At 52.8% G+C, this 19,868-nt stretch carries 17 protein-coding genes; 1 reads left to right on the top strand and 16 read right to left on the bottom strand.

Going from position 1 to position 19,868, the window contains the following annotated elements:
* Positions 1–283: 283 nt before the first annotated feature.
* Positions 284–1,411: an alanine dehydrogenase gene (gene ald, locus FHS17_RS20645; RefSeq protein WP_167280331.1), complete on the bottom strand. Its 1,128-nt coding sequence runs from the start codon at positions 1,409–1,411 to the stop codon at positions 284–286.
* A gap of 126 nt (positions 1,412–1,537) precedes the next feature.
* Between ald and FHS17_RS20650 the strand changes: the two genes are divergently transcribed.
* Positions 1,538–3,151, top strand: coding sequence for a PucR family transcriptional regulator (locus FHS17_RS20650; protein ID WP_167280332.1), 1,614 nt, complete (start codon positions 1,538–1,540; stop codon positions 3,149–3,151).
* A gap of 5 nt (positions 3,152–3,156) precedes the next feature.
* Here the strand turns inward: FHS17_RS20650 and FHS17_RS20655 are convergent, their stop codons facing one another.
* From FHS17_RS20655 to FHS17_RS20720, 15 genes are all read right to left on the bottom strand, one after another.
* The gene (locus FHS17_RS20655) at positions 3,157–3,387 is read right to left on the bottom strand and encodes a hypothetical protein (RefSeq protein ID WP_167280333.1); all 231 of its coding nucleotides are present in this window, start codon (positions 3,385–3,387) and stop codon (positions 3,157–3,159) included.
* Positions 3,388–3,413: 26 nt separating this feature from the next.
* A complete protein-coding gene (gene hydA, locus FHS17_RS20660; protein WP_167280334.1) occupies positions 3,414–4,844 on the bottom strand; it encodes a dihydropyrimidinase in 1,431 nt (476 codons plus the stop codon).
* Between the two features lie 3 nt (positions 4,845–4,847).
* Positions 4,848–6,149: an NAD-dependent dihydropyrimidine dehydrogenase subunit PreA gene (preA, locus tag FHS17_RS20665; RefSeq protein ID WP_167280335.1), complete on the bottom strand. Its 1,302-nt coding sequence runs from the start codon at positions 6,147–6,149 to the stop codon at positions 4,848–4,850.
* 222 nt (positions 6,150–6,371) lie between these two features.
* A complete protein-coding gene (locus FHS17_RS20670; RefSeq protein WP_167280336.1) occupies positions 6,372–7,727 on the bottom strand; it encodes an NAD(P)-dependent oxidoreductase in 1,356 nt (451 codons plus the stop codon).
* Between the two features lie 29 nt (positions 7,728–7,756).
* Positions 7,757–8,638, bottom strand: coding sequence for a nitrilase-related carbon-nitrogen hydrolase (locus tag FHS17_RS20675; RefSeq protein ID WP_167280337.1), 882 nt, complete (start codon positions 8,636–8,638; stop codon positions 7,757–7,759).
* Positions 8,631–9,905: a M20 family metallo-hydrolase gene (locus FHS17_RS20680; protein WP_167280338.1), complete on the bottom strand. Its 1,275-nt coding sequence runs from the start codon at positions 9,903–9,905 to the stop codon at positions 8,631–8,633. Before FHS17_RS20680 ends, FHS17_RS20675 begins: the two co-directional genes overlap by 8 nt.
* A 478-nt stretch (positions 9,906–10,383) precedes the next feature.
* Positions 10,384–11,439, bottom strand: coding sequence for an ABC transporter substrate-binding protein (locus tag FHS17_RS20685; RefSeq protein ID WP_167280339.1), 1,056 nt, complete (start codon positions 11,437–11,439; stop codon positions 10,384–10,386).
* Positions 11,440–11,505: 66 nt separating this feature from the next.
* Positions 11,506–12,369 carry an ABC transporter permease subunit gene (locus FHS17_RS20690; RefSeq protein ID WP_167280340.1) on the bottom strand — a complete coding sequence of 288 codons (864 nt, stop codon included), beginning with the start codon at positions 12,367–12,369 and terminating at the stop codon, positions 11,506–11,508.
* Positions 12,366–13,178 carry an ABC transporter permease gene (locus FHS17_RS20695; RefSeq protein ID WP_167280341.1) on the bottom strand — a complete coding sequence of 271 codons (813 nt, stop codon included), beginning with the start codon at positions 13,176–13,178 and terminating at the stop codon, positions 12,366–12,368. The genes FHS17_RS20690 and FHS17_RS20695 overlap by 4 nt, the downstream gene beginning before the upstream one ends.
* An 82-nt stretch (positions 13,179–13,260) precedes the next feature.
* Complete coding sequence (locus FHS17_RS20700; protein WP_341805879.1) at positions 13,261–14,052, bottom strand: ABC transporter ATP-binding protein; 792 nt, start codon at positions 14,050–14,052, stop codon at positions 13,261–13,263.
* A 340-nt stretch (positions 14,053–14,392) separates the two neighbouring features.
* On the bottom strand, positions 14,393–15,889 hold the full coding sequence (locus FHS17_RS20705; RefSeq protein WP_341805886.1) for an FGGY-family carbohydrate kinase: 1,497 nt from the start codon (positions 15,887–15,889) through the stop codon (positions 14,393–14,395).
* A gap of 67 nt (positions 15,890–15,956) precedes the next feature.
* A complete protein-coding gene (locus FHS17_RS30935) occupies positions 15,957–16,082 on the bottom strand; it encodes a hypothetical protein (protein ID WP_279590378.1) in 126 nt (41 codons plus the stop codon).
* A gap of 27 nt (positions 16,083–16,109) precedes the next feature.
* The gene (locus tag FHS17_RS20710) at positions 16,110–18,233 is read right to left on the bottom strand and encodes a Sip1-related alpha-galactosidase (RefSeq protein WP_167280343.1); all 2,124 of its coding nucleotides are present in this window, start codon (positions 18,231–18,233) and stop codon (positions 16,110–16,112) included.
* A gap of 36 nt (positions 18,234–18,269) precedes the next feature.
* Positions 18,270–19,241: an ROK family protein gene (locus FHS17_RS20715; protein ID WP_243865465.1), complete on the bottom strand. Its 972-nt coding sequence runs from the start codon at positions 19,239–19,241 to the stop codon at positions 18,270–18,272.
* Positions 19,238–19,867, bottom strand: coding sequence for a D-sedoheptulose-7-phosphate isomerase (locus tag FHS17_RS20720; RefSeq protein ID WP_341805880.1), 630 nt, complete (start codon positions 19,865–19,867; stop codon positions 19,238–19,240). The genes FHS17_RS20715 and FHS17_RS20720 overlap by 4 nt, the downstream gene beginning before the upstream one ends.
* Between the last annotated feature and the right edge of the window lies 1 nt (position 19,868).

The raw sequence follows: 19,868 nt of genomic DNA on the forward strand, positions 1-19,868 counted from the left end.
ATTCTCCCCCTCTTATCCCGCTGTTAGATTCCTTTGGCGTTTACAATCAAGTTACTCGGGCAATAACCAACTGTTAAACGCCTTTGGAGCTTACAACGACCCTAACTAGCTAGTTCTCCCCCTCTTATCCCGCTGATTAGATGCTTTCGCATCTTATAAACAAAGTTACTCTCGCGATAATCCATCTGTTAGACGCTTTTGGAGCTTACACCGACGTGCGCTCACCATTCACAACAAAATAAATAAGCCCCGCAAGGCTGCAACCAGCCTTGCGGGGCTTATTTCAAGCAATCGATGAATTCAACACTTCGCGCACGTTGGTGTAGTCCATTTGATGTGCAGCGGCGACGGCTTCATGGGTGATGAAGCCAGCCATCGCGTTGACACCTCGGCGGATCGGCTCGCTGGCAGCGAGCGTCTCGCGGACGCCACGGTCGGCGAGCGCAAGTGCATAAGGCAGCGTCGCGTTGGTTAATGCCGCTGTGGCTGTATACGGCACGGCACCTGGCATGTTGGCCACAGCATAATGCAGGACGCCAAACTTTTCGAATACCGGCTCAGCATGCGTCGTGATTCGATCAATCGTCTCAACACTGCCGCCCTGATCAATCGCGACATCTACAATAACTGAGCCGGCTGGCATCGAGCGGACCATATCTTCCGTTACGAGCTTTGGAGCTCGGGCGCCGGGAATAAGTACTGCTCCAATGACCAAATCCGACTCTGCTACGGCTTCCGCGATTTGCCTAGAATTAGAAGCTAGAGTCTGCACCCGTCCGCCGAACCGATCTTCAAGCGCCCGCAGCCTGTCGGCATCTCGGTCAATAATAGACACGTCGGCTCCAAGTCCCAACGCAATTTGGGCTGCACCCGTGCCAACCACGCCACCTCCGATAATGGTCACGCGTCCTTTTTTCACACCGGGCACACCACCAAGCAGAATCCCCCGTCCACCATGTGCTTTCTCCAGAAACTGTGCGCCAACCTGTGCCGCCATCCTGCCGGCAATATCGCTCATTGGGGTAAGCAGCGGCAGTTGACCATTTGCCAATTGTACCGTTTCGTAGGCAATCGCCGTTACCTTTTGCCGTGCCAACGCTTCTGTCAACTCCAGCTCCGCAGCAAGATGCAGATAAGTGAAGAGCACCAGCCCTTCACGGAAATACATATACTCTTCCTTGAGCGGCTCCTTTACTTTTACAACAAGATCCCTTGACCAAGCTCCCTCTGCATCTGGGACAAGAACCGCACCTGCTGCCCGGTACTCTTCATCCAGTAATCCGGAAGCAGCCCCGGCTCCGGTCTCCACAAAAACGCTATGCCCATGCCTGACAAGCTCATGTACACCACCGGGTGTTAAGGCTACTCGATGCTCCGATCCTTTTCTCTCTTTTGGAACGCCTATCTCCATATACGCTCCCTCCCTTTCTCCTATCCCTCTCTACGCCGCACGAACATTGCCTATGAAATCTATCCTCTTGTATAATGAAGGAAAACTAGATTCCCCCACTATTCCACGCTAGGGCGGTGAATGTCCATGGTTGAAACATTGATGCAGCTAACCGTTAGAGACATCCTGCAGCGCCCGCTGTTTCAGAAGGCTGAAACAATCGCCAGTGAAGAAGCGCTGAATCGAACCGTTCGCTGGGTCCACATCATGGAAGTTACCCAGGTTGGCAAGCTTCTAAGCGGCAATGAGCTGATCTTATCCACCGGCATAGGCTGGCATGATGACGAAGAGCTTAGTCTATCCTTCCTGCAGCAGCTCATTGACTCCGGAGCATCCGGTCTCTGCATCGAGCTTGGCACCTACACCAAAAAGCCATCCGACACCATGATCGAGCTGGCTAAACGCGAGAACTTTCCTCTCCTTTTTTTCCACGAGGAGGTTCGTTATATCGATATTACCCAAGATCTGCACGCTTACTTCATTCATCAGCATCACCGTATGGTCTATGAACTAGAGGCACTTTCAACCAAGCTGAACCAGCTCCTGCTCTCAGGAAAAGGCATTATGCCGCTGCTGAAGCTTCTCCACCACACGACCGGCGCCCAAGTCGCCTTCTTTCCTCTTAACGCAGAAGCAGAGTTTATGCCTCATATGCCACGTGCCAAAGCAGATGCTTTCTACGAGCAGTGGATTTACGGCGAAATGTTCGCTACACCTGTCCTAAAACGTGGTCTCGCCCATCGTCCCATTCTTGCCCTTGATCACCTGTTTGCCGATCTGCTGCTGCAGTCTGAGCAGGAACTGAGTGAATTTCAAATTCTAGCTCTCGACCGCTGTGCAACTGCCATCGCCCAAGAGATGATGCGCACCAAGTATATGGAAGAGAGACGGCGCTACAAGGACGAAATGTGGGTAACGGATTGGCTGAGCGGCAAGCATGCGGACAAAGAGGTGCGGGAGTATATCAGCTCCATTAAGCCGGCTGCCAAGCTGTATGGCCTTACCGTCTGCGTGTTCCGATTAAACGTCAAGCTGGCAGAATGGAAAGAAGGCGAAGAGCTGCTTATGCAGAAAAATATGGTTGCCCGCGCCATCTTCGAAGGCGAAGGCTATCTCCTGCTTCCCGCCGCCCTGCATGACCATATCGTCTTTGTTCTGATTGACCAGATGAAACAGTTCAAGTGGAAAGAGCGGCTGCTCCGGGCTGTCGAACGCTTGCGAAGAACGGAGCATAATCCGGATACCGCCCTTTTCTCCGGCACACTTGGCATCGGCAAATATTTGACCGACCTCTCCCGCGCACCGGAGGGCTACGAATCTGCACAAGAAACAGTCGCCATTCAGACGGATATTGGCCCCTTAAGCTCGCCTTTTTTCAACGATTTGCATACGTACCGGGTCATCTCAGGCCTGAAGAAGACCGGTATGCTGCCTGCTCTTATTGAGGAATACATCGGACCATTAACACGATACGATCAGGAGAAGAACGGACAGCTCCTCAAGACGCTCAAAGTATTCTTAGCCCTTTCCGGTTCCAAACAGGATGCTGCCCGGGAGCTGTTTATTGTCAGGCAGACCCTTTACCACCGGCTGGAGAAAATAGCTGCGCTGCTTGGCGAAGACTTCCTTGTCGCGGACAAAAGGCTGGCTATTGAGCTTGCGCTCAATGCTTACGAATACACCCATGGAGCCATTCAGTAGCTCCGTTATCCAGCGTCATTCCAGCCAGCTGAAGTGAGCTGCTTTACCACAAGATTAGACATATATTTTCGAGCATCTGCGGAGAGCAGCTGCAGGACAGCACTCTCCCCGCCGGGATGTACTAGCTCAATGGTAGCTCCGCTTAAGTTCTCGACCACGCTATGAATCCTGAACTGCCTGCTGATATAAGCATCCAGACGTTCTTTCTCTTCCATAAACTCTTGGTAAGCGGACATAAGCGTGCACCTCCATAGGATGTTTTCTACAGTTGCTCTACCGTTTCTTTCGCACCAGTACCAATTGAATTGGTCTGCTTATATGTCAACCGCTTCAGAAATTGCCCCGTCCCCGCATTCCCAACATACGTCTGATCCTTAATGACAAATTCACCGCGTGACAGCACGCTTTGCGGAACTCCGCTAATTTGAATACCTTCAAACGGGTTGTAATCTACGTTCATATGATGCGTCTCCGCAGAGATCGTTCTTTCCACATTTGGATCAAAAATAACAAGATCTGCGTCACTGCCAACCGCAATTGTTCCTTTGCGTGGGAATAGTCCAAACAGCTTCGCATTACGCGTCGCGACGATATCCACGAACTGATTGAGGGTAAGGCGGCCCTTGGCAACGCCTTCCGAATAAAGAATCGAGAATCGATCCTCTATGACCGGTCCGCCATTTGGAATTTTGCTGAAATCGCCGAGACCAAGATCCTTTTGCCCCTTGAAGTTGAAGGAGCATTGGTCGGAGCCAAACGTCTGCAGCTGGCCGGTAATAAGCGCATTCCAGAGCACATCCTGATGCTTCTTCTCGCGCAGCGGAGGTGACCATACATACTTGGCTCCTTCAAAATCCGGTAATGCCAGGTACGACTGATCCAGCATCAAATATTGCGGGCAGGTCTCGCCCCATACATCCACACCTCGGGTTCTCGCCTCGCTTATCGCCTTCACCGCTTCTGCGCAGGTGACGTGTACAACATACAGCCGGGCTCCAGTCAGCTCTGCAAGAGCAGCAGCACGTGCCGTTGCTTCGCCTTCAATCGCCGATGGACGGGTCAACGCATGGTAGATCGGATCGGTGTTTCCTTCTGCCAAAGCCTTCTCCACAAGGAACTCGATGACATCTCCGTTCTCAGCGTGCACCATGACCATCGCGCCTAGTTCCTTGGCTGATAGCATCGTCCGGTACAACGTACCGTCATCCGCTTGGAACACATTTTTATAAGCCATAAACACCTTAAACGAAGTAATCCCCTCATCCTTCACGATAGAGGGAAGCTCCGCCAGCACTGCATCATTAATTTCACTGATCATCAGATGGAAGCTGTAGTCGATAACTGCTTTGCCGTCCGCCTTGGCATGCCACTTCTGAAGCGATTCGCTCAGCGGCTTCCCTTTGTCCGTCAGACAGAAATCGATTACGGTTGTTGTCCCGCCAAATGCCGCGGCGCGAGTCCCCGTCTCGAAATCATCCGCTGTCACTGTGCCGCCGAACGGCATATCCAGATGGGTATGTGGATCTACGCCGCCTGGAAAAACATATTTCCCTGCTGCATCCACAATCTCCGCTCCATCAGCTGAGAGTCCGAGGCCTATCTGCTGAATGATACCATTGTCGATCAACACATCCGCCTGATACGTATCCGCCGCTGTAACTATGGTGCCATTACGAATAATTTTTGCAGCCATCGCTTATACCGCCTCCTTGGCGCCGCCCGGCGCTTGATCTGTACCGTCAACCGAAGCAATCGCCTTCTGACGCTGATTCCAGGACATCGGCAGCTCGCCGGATGGAATCTCTACCATCGAGATCGCACCTTCTACCGGACATACAATTGAGCATAGGTTGCAGCCAACGCAGTCTTCCTCTCTTACCTTCAGGTAAGCCCGGCCATCACCATCCGTCAGACGTTCAATACATTGATGTGACGTATCTTCGCAGGCAATATGGCATTTGTTACAGACGATACAATTCTCCTCATGAATCCGGGCGACCACCTGATAGTTCAGATCAAGGTCTCCCCAATCCGAATAACGGGTTACAGACTTGCCAATGAGCTCGGTTACGGATAACAAGCCCTTATCATCCAAATAATTGTTCAGTCCATCGATCATATCCTCAACAATGCTAAAGCCATGATGCATAGCCGCCGTGCATACCTGCACGCCTGTTGCACCCATAAGCATAAACTCCACGGCATCCCGCCAATTGGAGACGCCTCCAATTCCGGAGATCGGCACATTCACCTGCGAGTTACGCGCGCATTCAGCTACCATGTTGAGCGCGATTGGTTTCACCGCCGGACCGCAATAGCCGCCGTGTGCACCTTTTCCGCCAACATGCGGGATCGTGTTCCAGGTATCGAGATCGACACCAGCCAGTGAGTTGATGGTGTTAATAAGCGAGATCGCATCTGCGCCGCCTCGGACAGCGGCTTTTGCTGTTGCCGTTATATCCGTAATGTTCGGCGTCAGCTTCACAATGACTGGGGTCTTCGCTGCTTCTTTCGCCCACATTGTCTGTGCTTCGACGAGATCGGGCTGCTGACCGGAAGCCGAGCCCATGCCACGTTCCGCCATACCATGTGGGCATCCGAAGTTCAGTTCAAGCCCGTCGACACCAACGGCCTCTACCTTTTTCACAATCTCATGCCACTTCTCGCGTTTTGGCTCAACCATCAAGGACACGACAACCGCATGATTCGGAAAACGTTTCTTCGTCTCGTAGATTTCTTTCAGGTTCACTTCCAGCGGCCGATCCGTAATAAGCTCGATATTGTTAAAGCCCGCTACTCGCTGCCCGTTAAAATGAATGGCCGCGAACCTCGACGAGGTATTAATAATGGGATCCCCCAGCGTTTTCCACACCGCTCCGCCCCAGCCTGCTTCGAAAGCCCGCTGTACCTGGTAGCCAGTATTCGTCGGCGGCGCCGATGCAAGCCAGAATGGATTCGGCGACGAGATACCCGCCAGATTAATGCGTAAATCAGCCATATGTGTCCCCTCCTCAAAAGAATTGCCATACTAATGGCTAACTTTTAGCCATTTGTGGTGATTCTTACTTCGTAAGCTCCAAAGAATTGCCATACTATGGCTAAGATTTTAGCCATATGTGGTGATTCTTACTTCGTAAGCTCCAAAGAATTGCCATACTATGGCTAAGATTTTAGCCATATGTGGTGATTCTTACTTCGTAAGCATGAGATTTATTATTATTTAAGCTGTCTCTTCCTGCTGCTTCACAAGCTGCTGATAGATCGCATACGCGGCTTTTTTCCCCTGCTGCGCCGCCGATACGACCATCGCTTCCCCTTGCCCGTCTCCAAAAATCACATCACCCGCCGCGAATACTCTTGGATCCGAGGTCTGGAACGTATCCGGGTCAATCGCCACAATCCCGCGCTTGTGCGTCAAACCAAACTGCTCAACCAGGTTTGTATGCCGGGTTTGGCCAATAGCAAGAACAACAGCATCAATATCCATAAAAAATTCCGAGCCAGCAACCGGTACCGGCCGAATCCGTCCTTCGCTCTCTTCAAGCCGCATTAAGATACATTCCATCGCCGTCACGTTGCCTGCAGCATCTCCAATAATCCGCTTGGGAGCCGTCAGCCATTTGAACACGACACCGTCCTGCTTTGCAAAGTCATACTCGAAATCATAAGCAGTCATCTCTGCAGAGGTACGGCGATAGACGATCGTTACTTCCTCTGCGCCAAGCCGCACGGAGCAAGTCGCCGCATCAATCGCAGTATTGCCTGCGCCGATAACAGCAACCTTTTTCCCAGCAATGTCTGTCCGAATGGACGTCTTGGTTGACTCTACAAAATCAATCGCGTCATATACTCCAGAGAGCCCTTCACCTTCAATGCCAAGCTTCGGCACCTTCGACATACCGATGGCCAGCACTACCGCATCGTATTGCTGCCAAATTTCCTCGACACTGATATCTATCCCAACCTTCGTCCCGGTTCGGATCTCTACGCCAAGCTGCCGTACCTGCTCAACTTCCCATAGCGAAATTTCCTGCGGCAGCCGGAAGGAGACGATGCCATACGTGTCCAGACCTCCCGCCTGTTCCTTCGCCTCGAATACCGTAACCGCAAATCCAAACCGTGCGAGCTCCCTAGCAGCTGACAAGCCAGCTGGTCCTCCTCCAATAATGGCAACCTTTTTCCCGTTGCTGCGGCCTGCCGTGAACAGTACCTGTTCGTTCTTGATTGCCCAGTCTGTCGCATACCGCTGCAGATCGCCAATCATGATTGGCTTGGAAGAATGATTGAGTACACAAGCTCCTTCGCATAGCTCTTCCGTTGGGCATACACGCGAGCAGCTTGCGCCAACCGGATTCGCTTCCATAATGGCTCGAGCGGAGCCTTTCATGTTGCCGGAGGCGATCTTTTTAATAAAGGAGGGAATGTTGATACCTGTTGGACAAGCTTTAATACACGGAGCATCATAGCAATACAGGCAGCGGTTTGATTCCTCAATCGCTTCCTTTGGTCTCATCCCGGCCTTCACTTCGGCAAAATTACGCCTTAATGATTCTGCAGATATAAATGTTGCCGCCATCCGTTCATCCCCCTTTCCAATAGCGCTTATTATAGGTTTATGATGCTGTCGTACGTTTCCGGCCTGCGATCTCGATAAAACTGCCAAATATTCCGCACCTCGCGGATCAACTCTTTGTCCATCACGCCAATAACGACTTCATCTTGATCTCTGCTGCCCATGGCTGCAATGGCGCCTCGCGGATCAACCAGATATGACTGCCCGTAAAACTCTCCCATATTCCATGGCGCCTCATATCCAACCCGATTGATTGCCGCTACATAATACCCGTTCGCCACGGCGTGAGCCGGCTGCTCCAGCTTCCACAAATATTCCGAGGTTCCCGCAACCGTGGCCGACGGATTAAAGACAATCTCCGCCCCGTTCAGCCCAAGTGCACGAGCCCCTTCCGGGAAATGCCGGTCATAGCAGATGTAGACGCCAACCTTCGCGAAGGCCGTATCAAATACTGGATAACCCAGATTGCCCGGTTTAAAATAATACTTTTCCCAGAAGCCGCAACCGCTGTCGCCCGCCGCCACATGGGGGATATGATGCTTACGGTATTTGCCGAGATACGAACCGTCTGCATCAATAACCGCCGCTGTATTATAGTAGCTGGCGATCCCTTCCCGCTCATAGAGCGGAAGAATAATGACGACACCCAGCTCGCGGGCAAGCTCCTGGAACAGCTTTGTTGTAGGCCCATTCGGAATTTCTTCCGAAGCGTCATACCATTTGGTCGTTTGCTCTGCGCAGAAATACGGTCCGTAGAAAATCTCCTGCAGCGAGATGATCTGTGCCCCCTTGCCCGCTGCCTCGCGAATAAGCCGGATATGCTTCTCGATCGCCGCCTTCTTCTGCACCTCCACCGGCTCATCGCCATGAATATCGTTCGATGCCTGAATTAACCCGATCGTAACTTTACTCATCGATTTCCCTCCGCTTTCCGCTCGCTATATGAAGCGCTGCCCTATATAACAGCTCCGTCCCAAGCGCAATATCCTCCGGTGACGAATACTCTTTGGGGTTATGACTGATCCCTTCCTTGCACCGGACAAAAATCATACTGTAGTCACAGACATACGACATTGTAAGCGAATCATGGAAAGGACCACTCATCAGCTCGGGCAGCGACATTCCCATGCCGGACGCCTCTTTCCGTAAAATATCCTTCAGCCATTCCGCGCAATAACGCGGCTCACTGTTTGTATCCTCACGGATCAAATATTGAAGGCTGTGCTCATCGCAAATATCCTGAATCGTCTCTAGTAATTGCTGCTCCCTCTCGTTCCGGCGGGAGAGAACGATATCCCGAAGGTCGACGGTAAACGTTACCTTCTCTGGAATGATGTTGCGAGAGTCAGGAAAAACAGATAACGAGCCGACAGTTCCAACCGTTGAAGCGCCGTCTTCCAGTCGGGCAAGGTCGTTCAATGCCACGATAACCTTGGCCGCGCCAACTAGCGCATCCCTTCTCATTGGCATAGGTACCGAGCCCGCATGTCCGGCGAAACCGTTAAGCTCAACCGTCCACCAGAGTGGTCCTGAAATACCTGTCACGATGCCAATTGGGGAATCAAGTGACTCCAGTACTGGCCCTTGCTCAATATGAAGCTCAAGAAAAGCACCGATCCGCCCTTCCTGAAATGTATATCCATCAAACTCTGCCGGGTCGCAGCCAAATTCAAGCAAGGCTTCCCGGCGAGTTACACCGTTCTTATCCGTCCGGTCAAGCTCCCCTTCCTCGAGCTTTCCGGTCATACCACGAACGCCAAATAATCCTTTGTTGAAGCGGCAGCCTTCCTCATCGCAGAAAGCTACTACTTCAATATCCATCTCCGGCGTAAAACCTCTCTCTATCATCGTTTGCACCGTTTCAATAGCACCAAGAACACCAATGGCTCCGTCATAACGGCCGCCGTATGGCTGCGAGTCGACATGAGAGCCAAGCATTAACACGGGCAGGGCCGAATTCCGGCCTTTCAGCACACCAATTAAATTGCCAAAAGGATCAATTTTTGCCTTCATCCCCGCTTCTTCCATCCAGCTTTTAACCCGCTCCACACCTGCCCGGTCTTCTTTCGATAAAGCCAGCCTGCACACGCCAGTTTCCCCAATTCGTCCAATCTGTGCAAGCTCCTCAATATGCCGATTTAATCGCTCTACATTAATACTTGCCTGCTGCTCCACACTCATGTCCCGTTCCCTCCCGTCCAGTCTCCGATGACATATAAGTATGTACAATATTAGAATTTATACGGCTAGTCACTCCAAATGAGGACAACCTCCTGCTGTGATGAACATAGATCCCATACTGAGGAGTGTTAAGGCCCTTGGGGACCTTAACCTTCCAGATTCCATCATCTGCAGGCAACTTAAGGTCCTCTAGGGACCTTAAGTTCTTCCAGCTCCCCCACTTTCAGCACGGAATTGCTACTTTACTGTCTTTTAAGGCCCCTTTGGGACCTTAACTCACCGGATTTCACCATCCGCAGGTAGCTTAAGGTCCTCTAGGGACCTTAAGTTCTTCCAGCTGGCCCACTTTCAGCACGCAATCGCCATCTTCCAGACAGTTAAGGTCCTATAAGGATCTTATCTGTCTGGAATCCACCGTCCGCAGACGACTTAAGGCCCTTTAGGGGCCTTAAGCTTCGCCAACTCACTACTGTTGCTGCTAGCTTTTTTCCGCGTCCGCTAGAATCGTCTTATCGATTGCCTTTCCAAGATCTGGTGCGGCCTTAATTAATCCGTATTTGAGGGAAATATCAACGGTCCGCTGTACCGCATCGTCTACAAACGAGCCCACTTGCGTGTCCGTGAATCCTTCCGGCTTCACAAGCTTCGCCATCTCCATCAGCATCGTCGTCTGATGCTCCTTCGTTGTGCTGCCTTCCGTTACGGCCTTCATGACAATATCAACGGATTCTTCTTGATTGGCAATGGCGTAGTTCCAGCCTTTCATCGTTGCACGGATGGCCTTAACCGCCGTATCGCGGTTATTTTTCAGCCAATCCTCCTTCACAACGAGCGTATCCTCCAGCATTCCAACTCCAGCATCTTCGAAGTCATACACGAACAGATCCTCCGGCTTCACACCACTTTCGAGCACAACATGATACTCGTTGTAGATTGTCGAGATCGCCACATCCAGCTGCTTGTTAAAGAACTGATCCATCGTAAACCCTTGCTTCACCAGCTCAACATCCTTTTGCGGATCGAGGCCATTCTTCTCCATAAACGCGAGCACCTGGAACTGCTGGCTTCCCGTCCACATGCCCACCTTTTTGCCCTTCATCTTCTCCGGAGTGTCAATGCCAGACGACTTATCTGCGACGAACCGGTACGAGCTCTTTTGCAAAATTTGTGCGACCGATACGAGCGGCAGCCCATTATCCCGATTCACCAATAAGCTGTCAAAGCTTGTAACGCCAATATCGGCTGCTCCATTTACGACCTGTTGCTCGATAACGACATCCGGCCCGCCTGGAATAATCTCGACATCCAGCCCTTCCTGCTCGTAGAAGCCCTTCTCCTTGGCGACGAAAATCCCAGCGAACTGCGCCTGCGGCACCCATTTCAGCTGGATCTTGACCTTCGTCAGCGGTTCATTGGACTTTCCCTCATTTACCGACTCAGATGAACTGTTATTGCCGCAGGCGGCGACAATTAGCAGCGCCATGGCGACCGTCAGCGTGGATACTGTCTTTAGGACCCGGTTTCTCTTTCTCATTAGACCAATCCTCTCCCTATTGCTATCTATTTGAAAGATGATGCTGCCATCCCCTGGTGCTTCAGGTTACTTTTTAGCGCGCTGCGCGACATGCCATGGAATAGCTATTCTCTCAACCAGCTGGATGCAATAGTAGAGGGCGATGCCAAGCACTGCGGCGATGATGATACAGGACCAAGCGATTGGCATATTACCCAGCTTGATTTGATCGGACAACAGAAACCCAAGTCCCCTTGAAGAGATAAAAAACTCGCCAACAATCGCTCCAATCATGCCGGTTGCCATGTTAATTTTGAGTGCGATGAAAATATGAGGAAGAGCAAGCCGGAAACGAAGCTTGGCGAAGATGGCCAGCCTTCCCGCTGCATAAGAATGCATTAGCTCCAGGTAAGCAGGCTCGACGGAACGAAGCCCCTTAAAGGCGCTGACGGCCATTGTGGCCATCGTCATTATTGAGACGAGCGCGATTTTGGAAGCGACTCCATCACCAAACCAGTTGTTCATAATAGGGGCGAGCGCGACAATCGGAACAGCGTTTAGGGCTGCCAGCAAGGTTATCGCACCTTTGCCAGCCCTCGGAATGAAGGAGGCTGCAATGGCAGCAAGCAGACCAATAGCAGATCCGATCATACAGCCTCCTATCATTTCGGATCCGGTATAAAGCGAGTAGCTCCATAGTACATCGCTATTATTTTGAATCGCCTTAGCTATAGCAGATGGGATTGGCAGCTGGTAGAGCTCCAGGTGAAACAATTTATGAAAACCTTTAAGCTGCCAAATAAAAATAAATAAAACACCAAAGCCGATAGGGGGCCAAAGGGTGGCACTGCGAGATGCCTTATTTGCTGATCTCTTTGGTTTTTTCACACCCTCTGATTTCGCCACCGAGGTTGAAAGTGGTTCCGTCTTCACAGCTGTTAACTCCTTCACCCTTCACTCCTCCCTTGCGGGCGGAACTCCGGCTGCCAAGGCGTAATCAGCCGTTCGGCTATAGTGACCAGCAGAAACCAGATCAATCCGATAACAACACTAATGAGAATCGTTGACCAGAACATATACACCTGCGAGCTTCCGTAGTAGAGGGAACTAAGCATCAATATGCCAATCCCATCAGGCGCTCCCATCAGTTCCACAATTATTGAAGCGGTGATTGCAAGCGGCGCTGATAATTTTAACCCTGCAAATAATCCCGGAAGAGATGCTTTGAGCCTTAGCTTCGTATAAGTCGTCCATACGGATGCGGCGTACAAACGCATGAGCTCTTCCTGCTCCGGTTTAATACTCTGGAGTCCACGCAGCATATTGATTGCTACTGGGAAAAAGGTTACATAACCGGCCATAAGCACCCTCGAAAGGGAAGGATCATGAATAATGCCGTATAGGATTGGGGCAAGCCCGATAATCGGAACCATCTGTGAAGCAATCATGTAAGGAGATAAAGTCAGCTCAACCGCTCTAGACAAACTCATCACAATGGCCAGTATGATTCCTACAGCTGCACCAATGAGGAAGCCAACAATAGAATTGCCAAACGTGATTGATCCTTGTTCAACAAGAGTCGACCAGTGGTCTAGCATCGTCTGCAGCACGAGATGAAGATAAGGAAGCTTGGAGGCTGGGGCCAGAACATGTGCAACATCGGCTATGTACCAGGCGGCTGCTTCCCATACGAGAAGAACTCCTATCGCCCAAATGATGATGACTCCGCCTTGGCTTCCTTTTCTAAGCCATCCACTCATTAAGAGAATCACTCTCCTTAAAAGAATTGCGAATGCAATTCTTTCTTCGTAAGCATTAACTTAAGAATTGCGAATGCAATTCTTAAGCGTAAGCATTAAAACATCCCCTCACCCGGGCTGTCATCTCATGGAACCGGTCGGAATTGCGAATCTGCTCGTAACTCCCCTCCTCACGCTCAATGTCCAGAATAGAATGGACACGCCCGGGATGTGCCGACATCACGATAATCCGATCGGACAGGAAGACCGCTTCCGGAATGCTGTGGGTAACAAACACGATCGTCTTGTTCGTCTGCTTTTGAATATCGAGAAGGTCTAGCTGAAGCTTCTCCTTCGTAAATTCATCCAATGCGGAAAAGGGTTCATCCATCAGCAGGATAGGAGGGTCAAGCGAAAGAGCTCTCGCAATCGCTACTCTCTGCTGCATCCCTCCGCTTAGCTGCCAAGGATAATACTGCTTAAACTTCGTTAAACCAACCATGTCAATTAATTGATTAGATATGGCTGAATATTCAGACTTTTTAAGACCAAGTACTTCCATAGGTAGTTCAATGTTATCCTGCACCGTCCGCCATTCGAACAAGGTCGGACTCTGGAAAACAATACCGAACTTCCGCTTCAGCCTGACTTCACGAGGGACTTCTTCACCAATCGTGATTTGACCGCCGGTTGGTTCAAGCAAATCCGCCATTAGCCGAAGCAAAGTCGACTTCCCGCAGCCCGATGGCCCCAGTAATGATACAAATTCACTGCGGTACACCTCAAAGCAGACCTGCGAGAGTGCTGTCACTTCCCGCCCATTCCGCCCAAATACCATGGACACATCGTCTATTCGAATTTCGATCTCCTTCTGTCTATCAAGAGACAATATCACAACCCCCTATTCATGCTGAAGATTGATAGGCCATGCCTTTACGTGCCGCACTTCTGCTGTTATGTAATATTATATAACACGTAATTTGGATTACATTATACAAACTGTTTTATAAAATAGCGCAAACGTTAGACGATATGTATAGAGGCGTAGCGGATAGTGCTTTGCTTATGTCAGGATTGCGTAACTATCCCTGTCCGCGCGTCACCTTCCGATTCGAAAATAAAGCAAAAAAGGCCTCTTGGCAGCGACGGCTAAGAGGTTTTTTGATGGTATTTCACGGAACTCCAAGCACCTATATACCGATGCCTGGTCGTTCAGTGCTTATGATGGGAGAACGTTAAAAAGAGCTTTCGTAATAACCCGTCAGCGGTCCCATAAGCGCCAGGAAGCCTTGCTCGTACAATCGACCATAGCGATAATGCCGGTCCGGATCGGGGATATAACGTTTCCCGACTGGACTCTTCACCGAGTTCGCCGCCTCCCGGAACGAGCCATACACGCCGGCGCCAACGCCCGCAGAGAGCGCCGCTCCGAGAAGCGTTGCTTCGCCCGTATTTGGCACGGTTAGATCGATCCCCGATACGTCGGCTTTGATTTGCAGCCAGACGCCGTTCTTGGCACCTCCGCCTACAACCCTCATCCGTTCGATCGGACAGCCGCAGATCCGCTCAGCACTCCTTCGCATCATCTCAACTTGATAAGCGTTCCCTTCCAGAACCGCTTTGATCAGATCTCCTTTGCCATGCTTTGCCGTCAAACCAATAAACGCGGCTCTCGCCGCTTGATTTGTTCTCGGCGTGCCGCTTCCAGAAAGATAAGGGAAGTAAAGGATGCCCGTGGGATCGGAAGTCGTAGACGACAGCAGTTCCATAATTGAGACGTAAGAGAGACTCCCATCTCCGACCATATCCCGTAGCCACTCGACGGAGCCGCCGGAAGAAGCGTGTCCGCCCATCCAGAACATCCGACCCGGAAACGCATGCCGGCCGAACGACATGCCGGACTCGAAGTCGGCAACGTCCAGTCCGCGTTCGGCGAACGCGCCGACCAGCGTCTCCGCGGTCCCCATTGAATTGTAGACTTCATCCCCGCCAGCGGAACAGGCAAGCGAAGCTGCCACATGATCATGTCCCGCCAAACATACGACAGCATTTCCGCTAAAGCCCATTTCCGCCGCAATACCGGATTTTATCCTCCCGACGGCGCTGCCCGCTGCGATAACGCGGGGGAACAGTTCCGGCTTGAAGCCGAAATGACGGATAAACGGCATATCCCATTCGCGGCGGTCGATCCGATAAACGAATGTCCGGGCAGCCAGCGTTTCATCTTCAGCCATCCTGCCCGTAAGGCGATATGTGATATAAGCCGACGCCGACAGCCAGACGCTTTGCCCATCGAAGGCTTCGGGGAACTGCTCTATTAACCAAAGCAGCTTCGGAAGGCCGAATTTATGCGATACATGGAGACCGGTTTGGAAGAAATGCTCCTTCGCGTCGATTTCTCGCTTTACCAGTTCCGCTTGCGGGATCGAGCAGGTCTCGAACCATGGCATGACCGGCGAACGCGCTCTCCCGTCCGAAGGGTCAATCAGCAGTCCGCTTTCCGCCATGCTGGTAACGCCGATCGCCCGTATGGAAGGATGACCCGCGGCCGCTGCAACCTCGCGAATAAGGGCGGCGGCCGTTTCCCACATCCGTTCCGGATCGTAAGCGACTGTCCCTGCAGGTCCGGGGACCTTCTTGTTCGGCCGTTCCGCCTGCGCGACGACGAAGCCATCTTCTCGGAAAAGCCCTGCTTTCATATTCGTGGTGCCGATATCAATGGCCAGCAGTATGACGAGCCACCTCCTATTTCATACATAATCCCGCTTATCTTAGACGGACAAGCTCCGGGCATACCGATTAACGCAAAATCGAAGCGCTGTCCGTTTCGATATCTAGCCGTATATCACTAGGCTTAGGCTGAAGGTATAAGCGTGAACGTTCAAGCCACTGCTCCCATTGATCAATGGCTGCCGGATAGTCCATTCCGCTCAGCCTCCTCCTCCCATTTCCCTATGCCGTAACGACTTCAATGCTTGCTGGCTGATCCGACGAACCACCATCAATCTCGTAAACACAATCGTTGATTTGCTTGATCGCAGCCGCTTCCCCGTTCACAATAGCACGCATCGGTTGCGCTTTGGAGACAAATACAAACCTTCCGCCTTCCCGCAGCGTCACGACCGTCGATTCGCCTTCCGTGATGCAGTCAGCAACCGATGCCGGTGAAAGGTATTTGTCCGCGAGACCGATCGGCGTTACGCCGCCTGCAACCGGCACGACCACGAACAGCGCATAACCGCTCTCATCCAATCGGATTGCTTCCCGCTGACCGGCCTTCATGAACGAGCAGCTTTGGGTAAAATGCTCGTAAACGGCAAACTCTTCGCCTTCCAAGCCCGGTATGTCGTCCGGACCGATGAAGCCGTCAACCGGCGCCGCATCCGGATGAATATGGAACGCTGCCACAACACCCGCGCCGCGGGCCTTATTCCACAGCTTCAAAGGCACAGGCCGCTCAGCTGGATCGACCAGCAGGCAGTCCGGCGTCGGGTTAGCCGTACCATCGCACCGGATGATCGTGCCATCCGCGTAGATCAGCGGCCAAACATTAGCAGGGTTCGTATTCCCTGGCGCGTCGCTGATATAGATCGGTCCGCCGCTGACCGAACGAAGCACGGCGTTCTGCTTGTCGTCATGGTTGCTTGACCAGTACATATCCCAATCGCCCCAATAGAACGCCCCGTGATAGTAAGAGTTGTAGCCGTTCTGGAGTGCATGCTCCGGGAAGCCCCGTTTCTCCTGCGGCACGAAGTCGTCGCTGTTTCGCGAGACGGCCGATTTCGGGCGGTGCCAGATGTTTTCGGACGCCATCCCCATGCAGTTAATAATCGTATCGTTGAAATGCAGCGCAACGGATGCTTCCAGCGCCTCGTGCGCCGCGGCGGCAGCTTCGCCGATGGAGCGGCGTTCCTTCAAGTAATTCAGCACGGCGCTTTGGCTGTCCACCTTGACGAAATCAATGCCTTGGCGGCGCAGAAAACCGTGCCAAGCATGCCAGAAGCCAAACCCCCTGCCCGCTTCTGGATACGGAACAAGATTTCCTCGCGGCACTTGGTACAGCGAATCGCGGTTGTCCCGGGCAATGATGCTTTCCTCGTGAATGCCGCCCCAGTAACCCGCAATCGTATGCCAGACCCCTACGTGGCGGATGCCGTATTGCTCCTTAAGAGCAGATACGGTCCGCTTCAATCCGCCCGGGAATTTGACCGGGTCGGCTTCGAAAGCGACGAGCTTGCTATCCTTGACTTCGGACCAGCCGTCGTCGATCATCACCCAGCCAATCGGAAGTCCGAGCTCTTGCAATTCCTCCGCTTTCGCGAGCAGCCCGGCTTCGTCTACTTTATGGTAGAACGCATCCCAGCTGCACCAGCCGAGGCGATCAAGTAATTCAGGATATGTTTTGCTTTCGCGCGGAAGCGTCGGATAATCGAGCGCCTTCAGCGCAGCTTCGACGTTCGACTGCACGAGCCGATAAGGTTCGTCGCCAACTGAGATGACGAACGCCAGTGTTTCGCATTTCCGACGGCCGCTCTCGTAGGCCGACAATCGCAGCGCAAAACCGCCCTCCGCGCCGGCTGCATCCGTACGCCACACCGCGCCAACGACCGGCAGCAGATGGTAGAAGCCACTGGCCGTTTGCCAAACGACGGACTGCGTACGCTCCGGCAGACGAGCCGGGTCCGTATCGAAATGGGGGCGCGTCCACCAGTCTTTATGCTGATAGTTGGCCATCAATCCTTCGATCTTCTCCTCCGGACGGATCTTCACGACGATAGCATGCTCCGCCGCGAACGCACGCTGCTTGCCGAAATCATTGTCGTTCACCGTCTCCGCGTTTACGCTCACAAGCACAGTGCCATTATCAGCCATGGACAAGCGAAGCTCCGCTCGAACCGTATCGGCCTCGTTGCCAAAGCCATAGATGACCTCTCCTTGTTGTCCTTGCTCGGTACCTCGCGGCGTCAGCGCCTCCGGTTGCCCCTGACCGTCCAGTTTAACCGTTACTTCAAACGCGCCGAACACGGCCTGCGACGATTTCGAGGAAACATGGAATTTCTCGTTGAATTCAAACATTGTTGTCAGCTCCTCTGCCTTTTTTTATCTTTGGGTCTATTCCAGCGCGTACAATGCCACCGATAAACTCGCCGCGTCGCCGACATGCTCACCAAGTCCGGCAGGCACGATCCCGCAGGCCGCAAGCGACAAGGGCAAAGCTTCACGTGTCAGCTCCTCCATGACGATTGGACGCAGCAAAGCCTCCTGTCTCGCGTATATGCTGCCGATGACGATGCGCTCGGGATTGAGCAGATCGATCAGAAGCGCAAGGCCCCTGCCGAGTTTGTGCCCTACGATGCCGACAACCTCAAGCGCCAGCGCATCTCCATCGTTTGCGGCGTCGAACACCGCTTTGGCCGTAATGCCGTCCAGAGCGGCAGCATCCGGGCAAATCGCTGTCATTTCGCCTTCCAGAATTCGCTTCTCAGCCATGGCGCGCCCGAGCCGCGCAATGCCTCCGCCGCTACAGAACCCCTCGAAGGATCCCGCTTTCCCATACCCGACGGGACCGTCGTTCTCAAGCCTAACATGGCCTGCTTCCCCCGCCATGTCGGAAATGCCCGCGTACAGCCTGCCATCCAAAATCAGACCAGCTCCCATGCCCGTCCCAAATGTCAAAAAGACCATGTTCGATACGCCTTGTCCCGCTCCCCACCGCCATTCAGCCAATGCGCAGGCGTTGGCGTCGTTCTGCAGCGCGACGGGCACGCCGAAGCGCTCGCGCAGCGGCGTCACTACGTCAATGCCGTCCCAGCCCGGCAGGTTCGGCGGGGACAGAACGAGGCCGCGACGGCTGTCGAGCGGCCCTCCGCAGCTAATGCCAATCGCCTGAAGCTGCCCCGTTCCCTCCGTCTTGGCCAGCAGCTCCTCCATTGCCTCACCGAACTGCCGAATCGCCTCAGCCGGCGAGTTCGGAGTCGGAAAGCTTCGTTTCGCCAGAATATCAACCTTGCCGCCTTCGGCAATGCCGAGCACCGCAGCGCATTTCGTACCGCCAATATCGAACCCTCCAAGCAGCATGCTCATGAGAAGAAAGCCTCCTCAAGCATCATGCAGAGCGTATGATAAATCGGAAGATGCCGCTCTTGAATGTCCGGTGTGCCATTATAAGGCACACGGACCGTCACGTCGCAAAGCTCCTTTAGCCTGCCGCCCCCTTTACCCGTGAGGCCGATCGTCGTCATGCCGAGTGATTGGGCCACTTGAACGGCGCGCACGACATTAGCCGAGTTACCCGACGTGCTGAACACGACAAGCGTATCTTCCGCTCTCCCGTAACCGTACACCTGCTGCGCAAACACCATGTCTGCGGCCACGTCATTAATGTAAGCGGTCGCCAACGCACTCTGGCTGACCAGCGAAATTGCCGGAAGCGCTCCCTGCAGCCGATCTGCGATATACGCGCCTTCTTCGCCGTGAACGAGCATTTTATCCCGTTCGGAAACCGGCAGCCGGCGCTGCGACATGAAGCCCTTCATCAGCTCGCCAACGACGTGCTCGCAGTCCGCAGCGCTGCCGCCGTTGCCAGCAAGCAGCATTTTGCCGCCTTTGCGAAAGGAGCCTTCCATCATATCGAACGCCTGCCGTATCTGCTCCCTGCAAGGCTCAAGATCAGGATATTTCACAAATAGTCCGTTGAATGTTTCACTCACT

Origin of the sequence: Paenibacillus lupini, from assembly GCF_011761355.1 — a bacterium.
GTDB lineage: Bacteria > Bacillota > Bacilli > Paenibacillales > Paenibacillaceae > Pristimantibacillus > Pristimantibacillus lupini.

Coding starts and splice junctions, on each gene's coding strand:
- ald (WP_167280331.1), bottom strand. CDS start 1,411: ATGGAGATAGGCGTTCCAAAAGAGAGAAAAGGATCGGAGCATCGAGTA.
- FHS17_RS20650 (WP_167280332.1), top strand. CDS start 1,538: ATGGTTGAAACATTGATGCAGCTAACCGTTAGAGACATCCTGCAGCGC.
- FHS17_RS20655 (WP_167280333.1), bottom strand. CDS start 3,387: ATGTCCGCTTACCAAGAGTTTATGGAAGAGAAAGAACGTCTGGATGCT.
- hydA (WP_167280334.1), bottom strand. CDS start 4,844: ATGGCTGCAAAAATTATTCGTAATGGCACCATAGTTACAGCGGCGGAT.
- preA (WP_167280335.1), bottom strand. CDS start 6,149: ATGGCTGATTTACGCATTAATCTGGCGGGTATCTCGTCGCCGAATCCA.
- FHS17_RS20670 (WP_167280336.1), bottom strand. CDS start 7,727: ATGGCGGCAACATTTATATCTGCAGAATCATTAAGGCGTAATTTTGCC.
- FHS17_RS20675 (WP_167280337.1), bottom strand. CDS start 8,638: ATGAGTAAAGTTACGATCGGGTTAATTCAGGCATCGAACGATATTCAT.
- FHS17_RS20680 (WP_167280338.1), bottom strand. CDS start 9,905: ATGAGTGTGGAGCAGCAGGCAAGTATTAATGTAGAGCGATTAAATCGG.
- FHS17_RS20685 (WP_167280339.1), bottom strand. CDS start 11,439: ATGAGAAAGAGAAACCGGGTCCTAAAGACAGTATCCACGCTGACGGTC.
- FHS17_RS20695 (WP_167280341.1), bottom strand. CDS start 13,178: ATGAGTGGATGGCTTAGAAAAGGAAGCCAAGGCGGAGTCATCATCATT.
- FHS17_RS30935 (WP_279590378.1), bottom strand. CDS start 16,082: ATGGACTATCCGGCAGCCATTGATCAATGGGAGCAGTGGCTTGAACGT.
- FHS17_RS20710 (WP_167280343.1), bottom strand. CDS start 18,233: ATGTTTGAATTCAACGAGAAATTCCATGTTTCCTCGAAATCGTCGCAG.
- FHS17_RS20715 (WP_243865465.1), bottom strand. CDS start 19,241: ATGAGCATGCTGCTTGGAGGGTTCGATATTGGCGGTACGAAATGCGCT.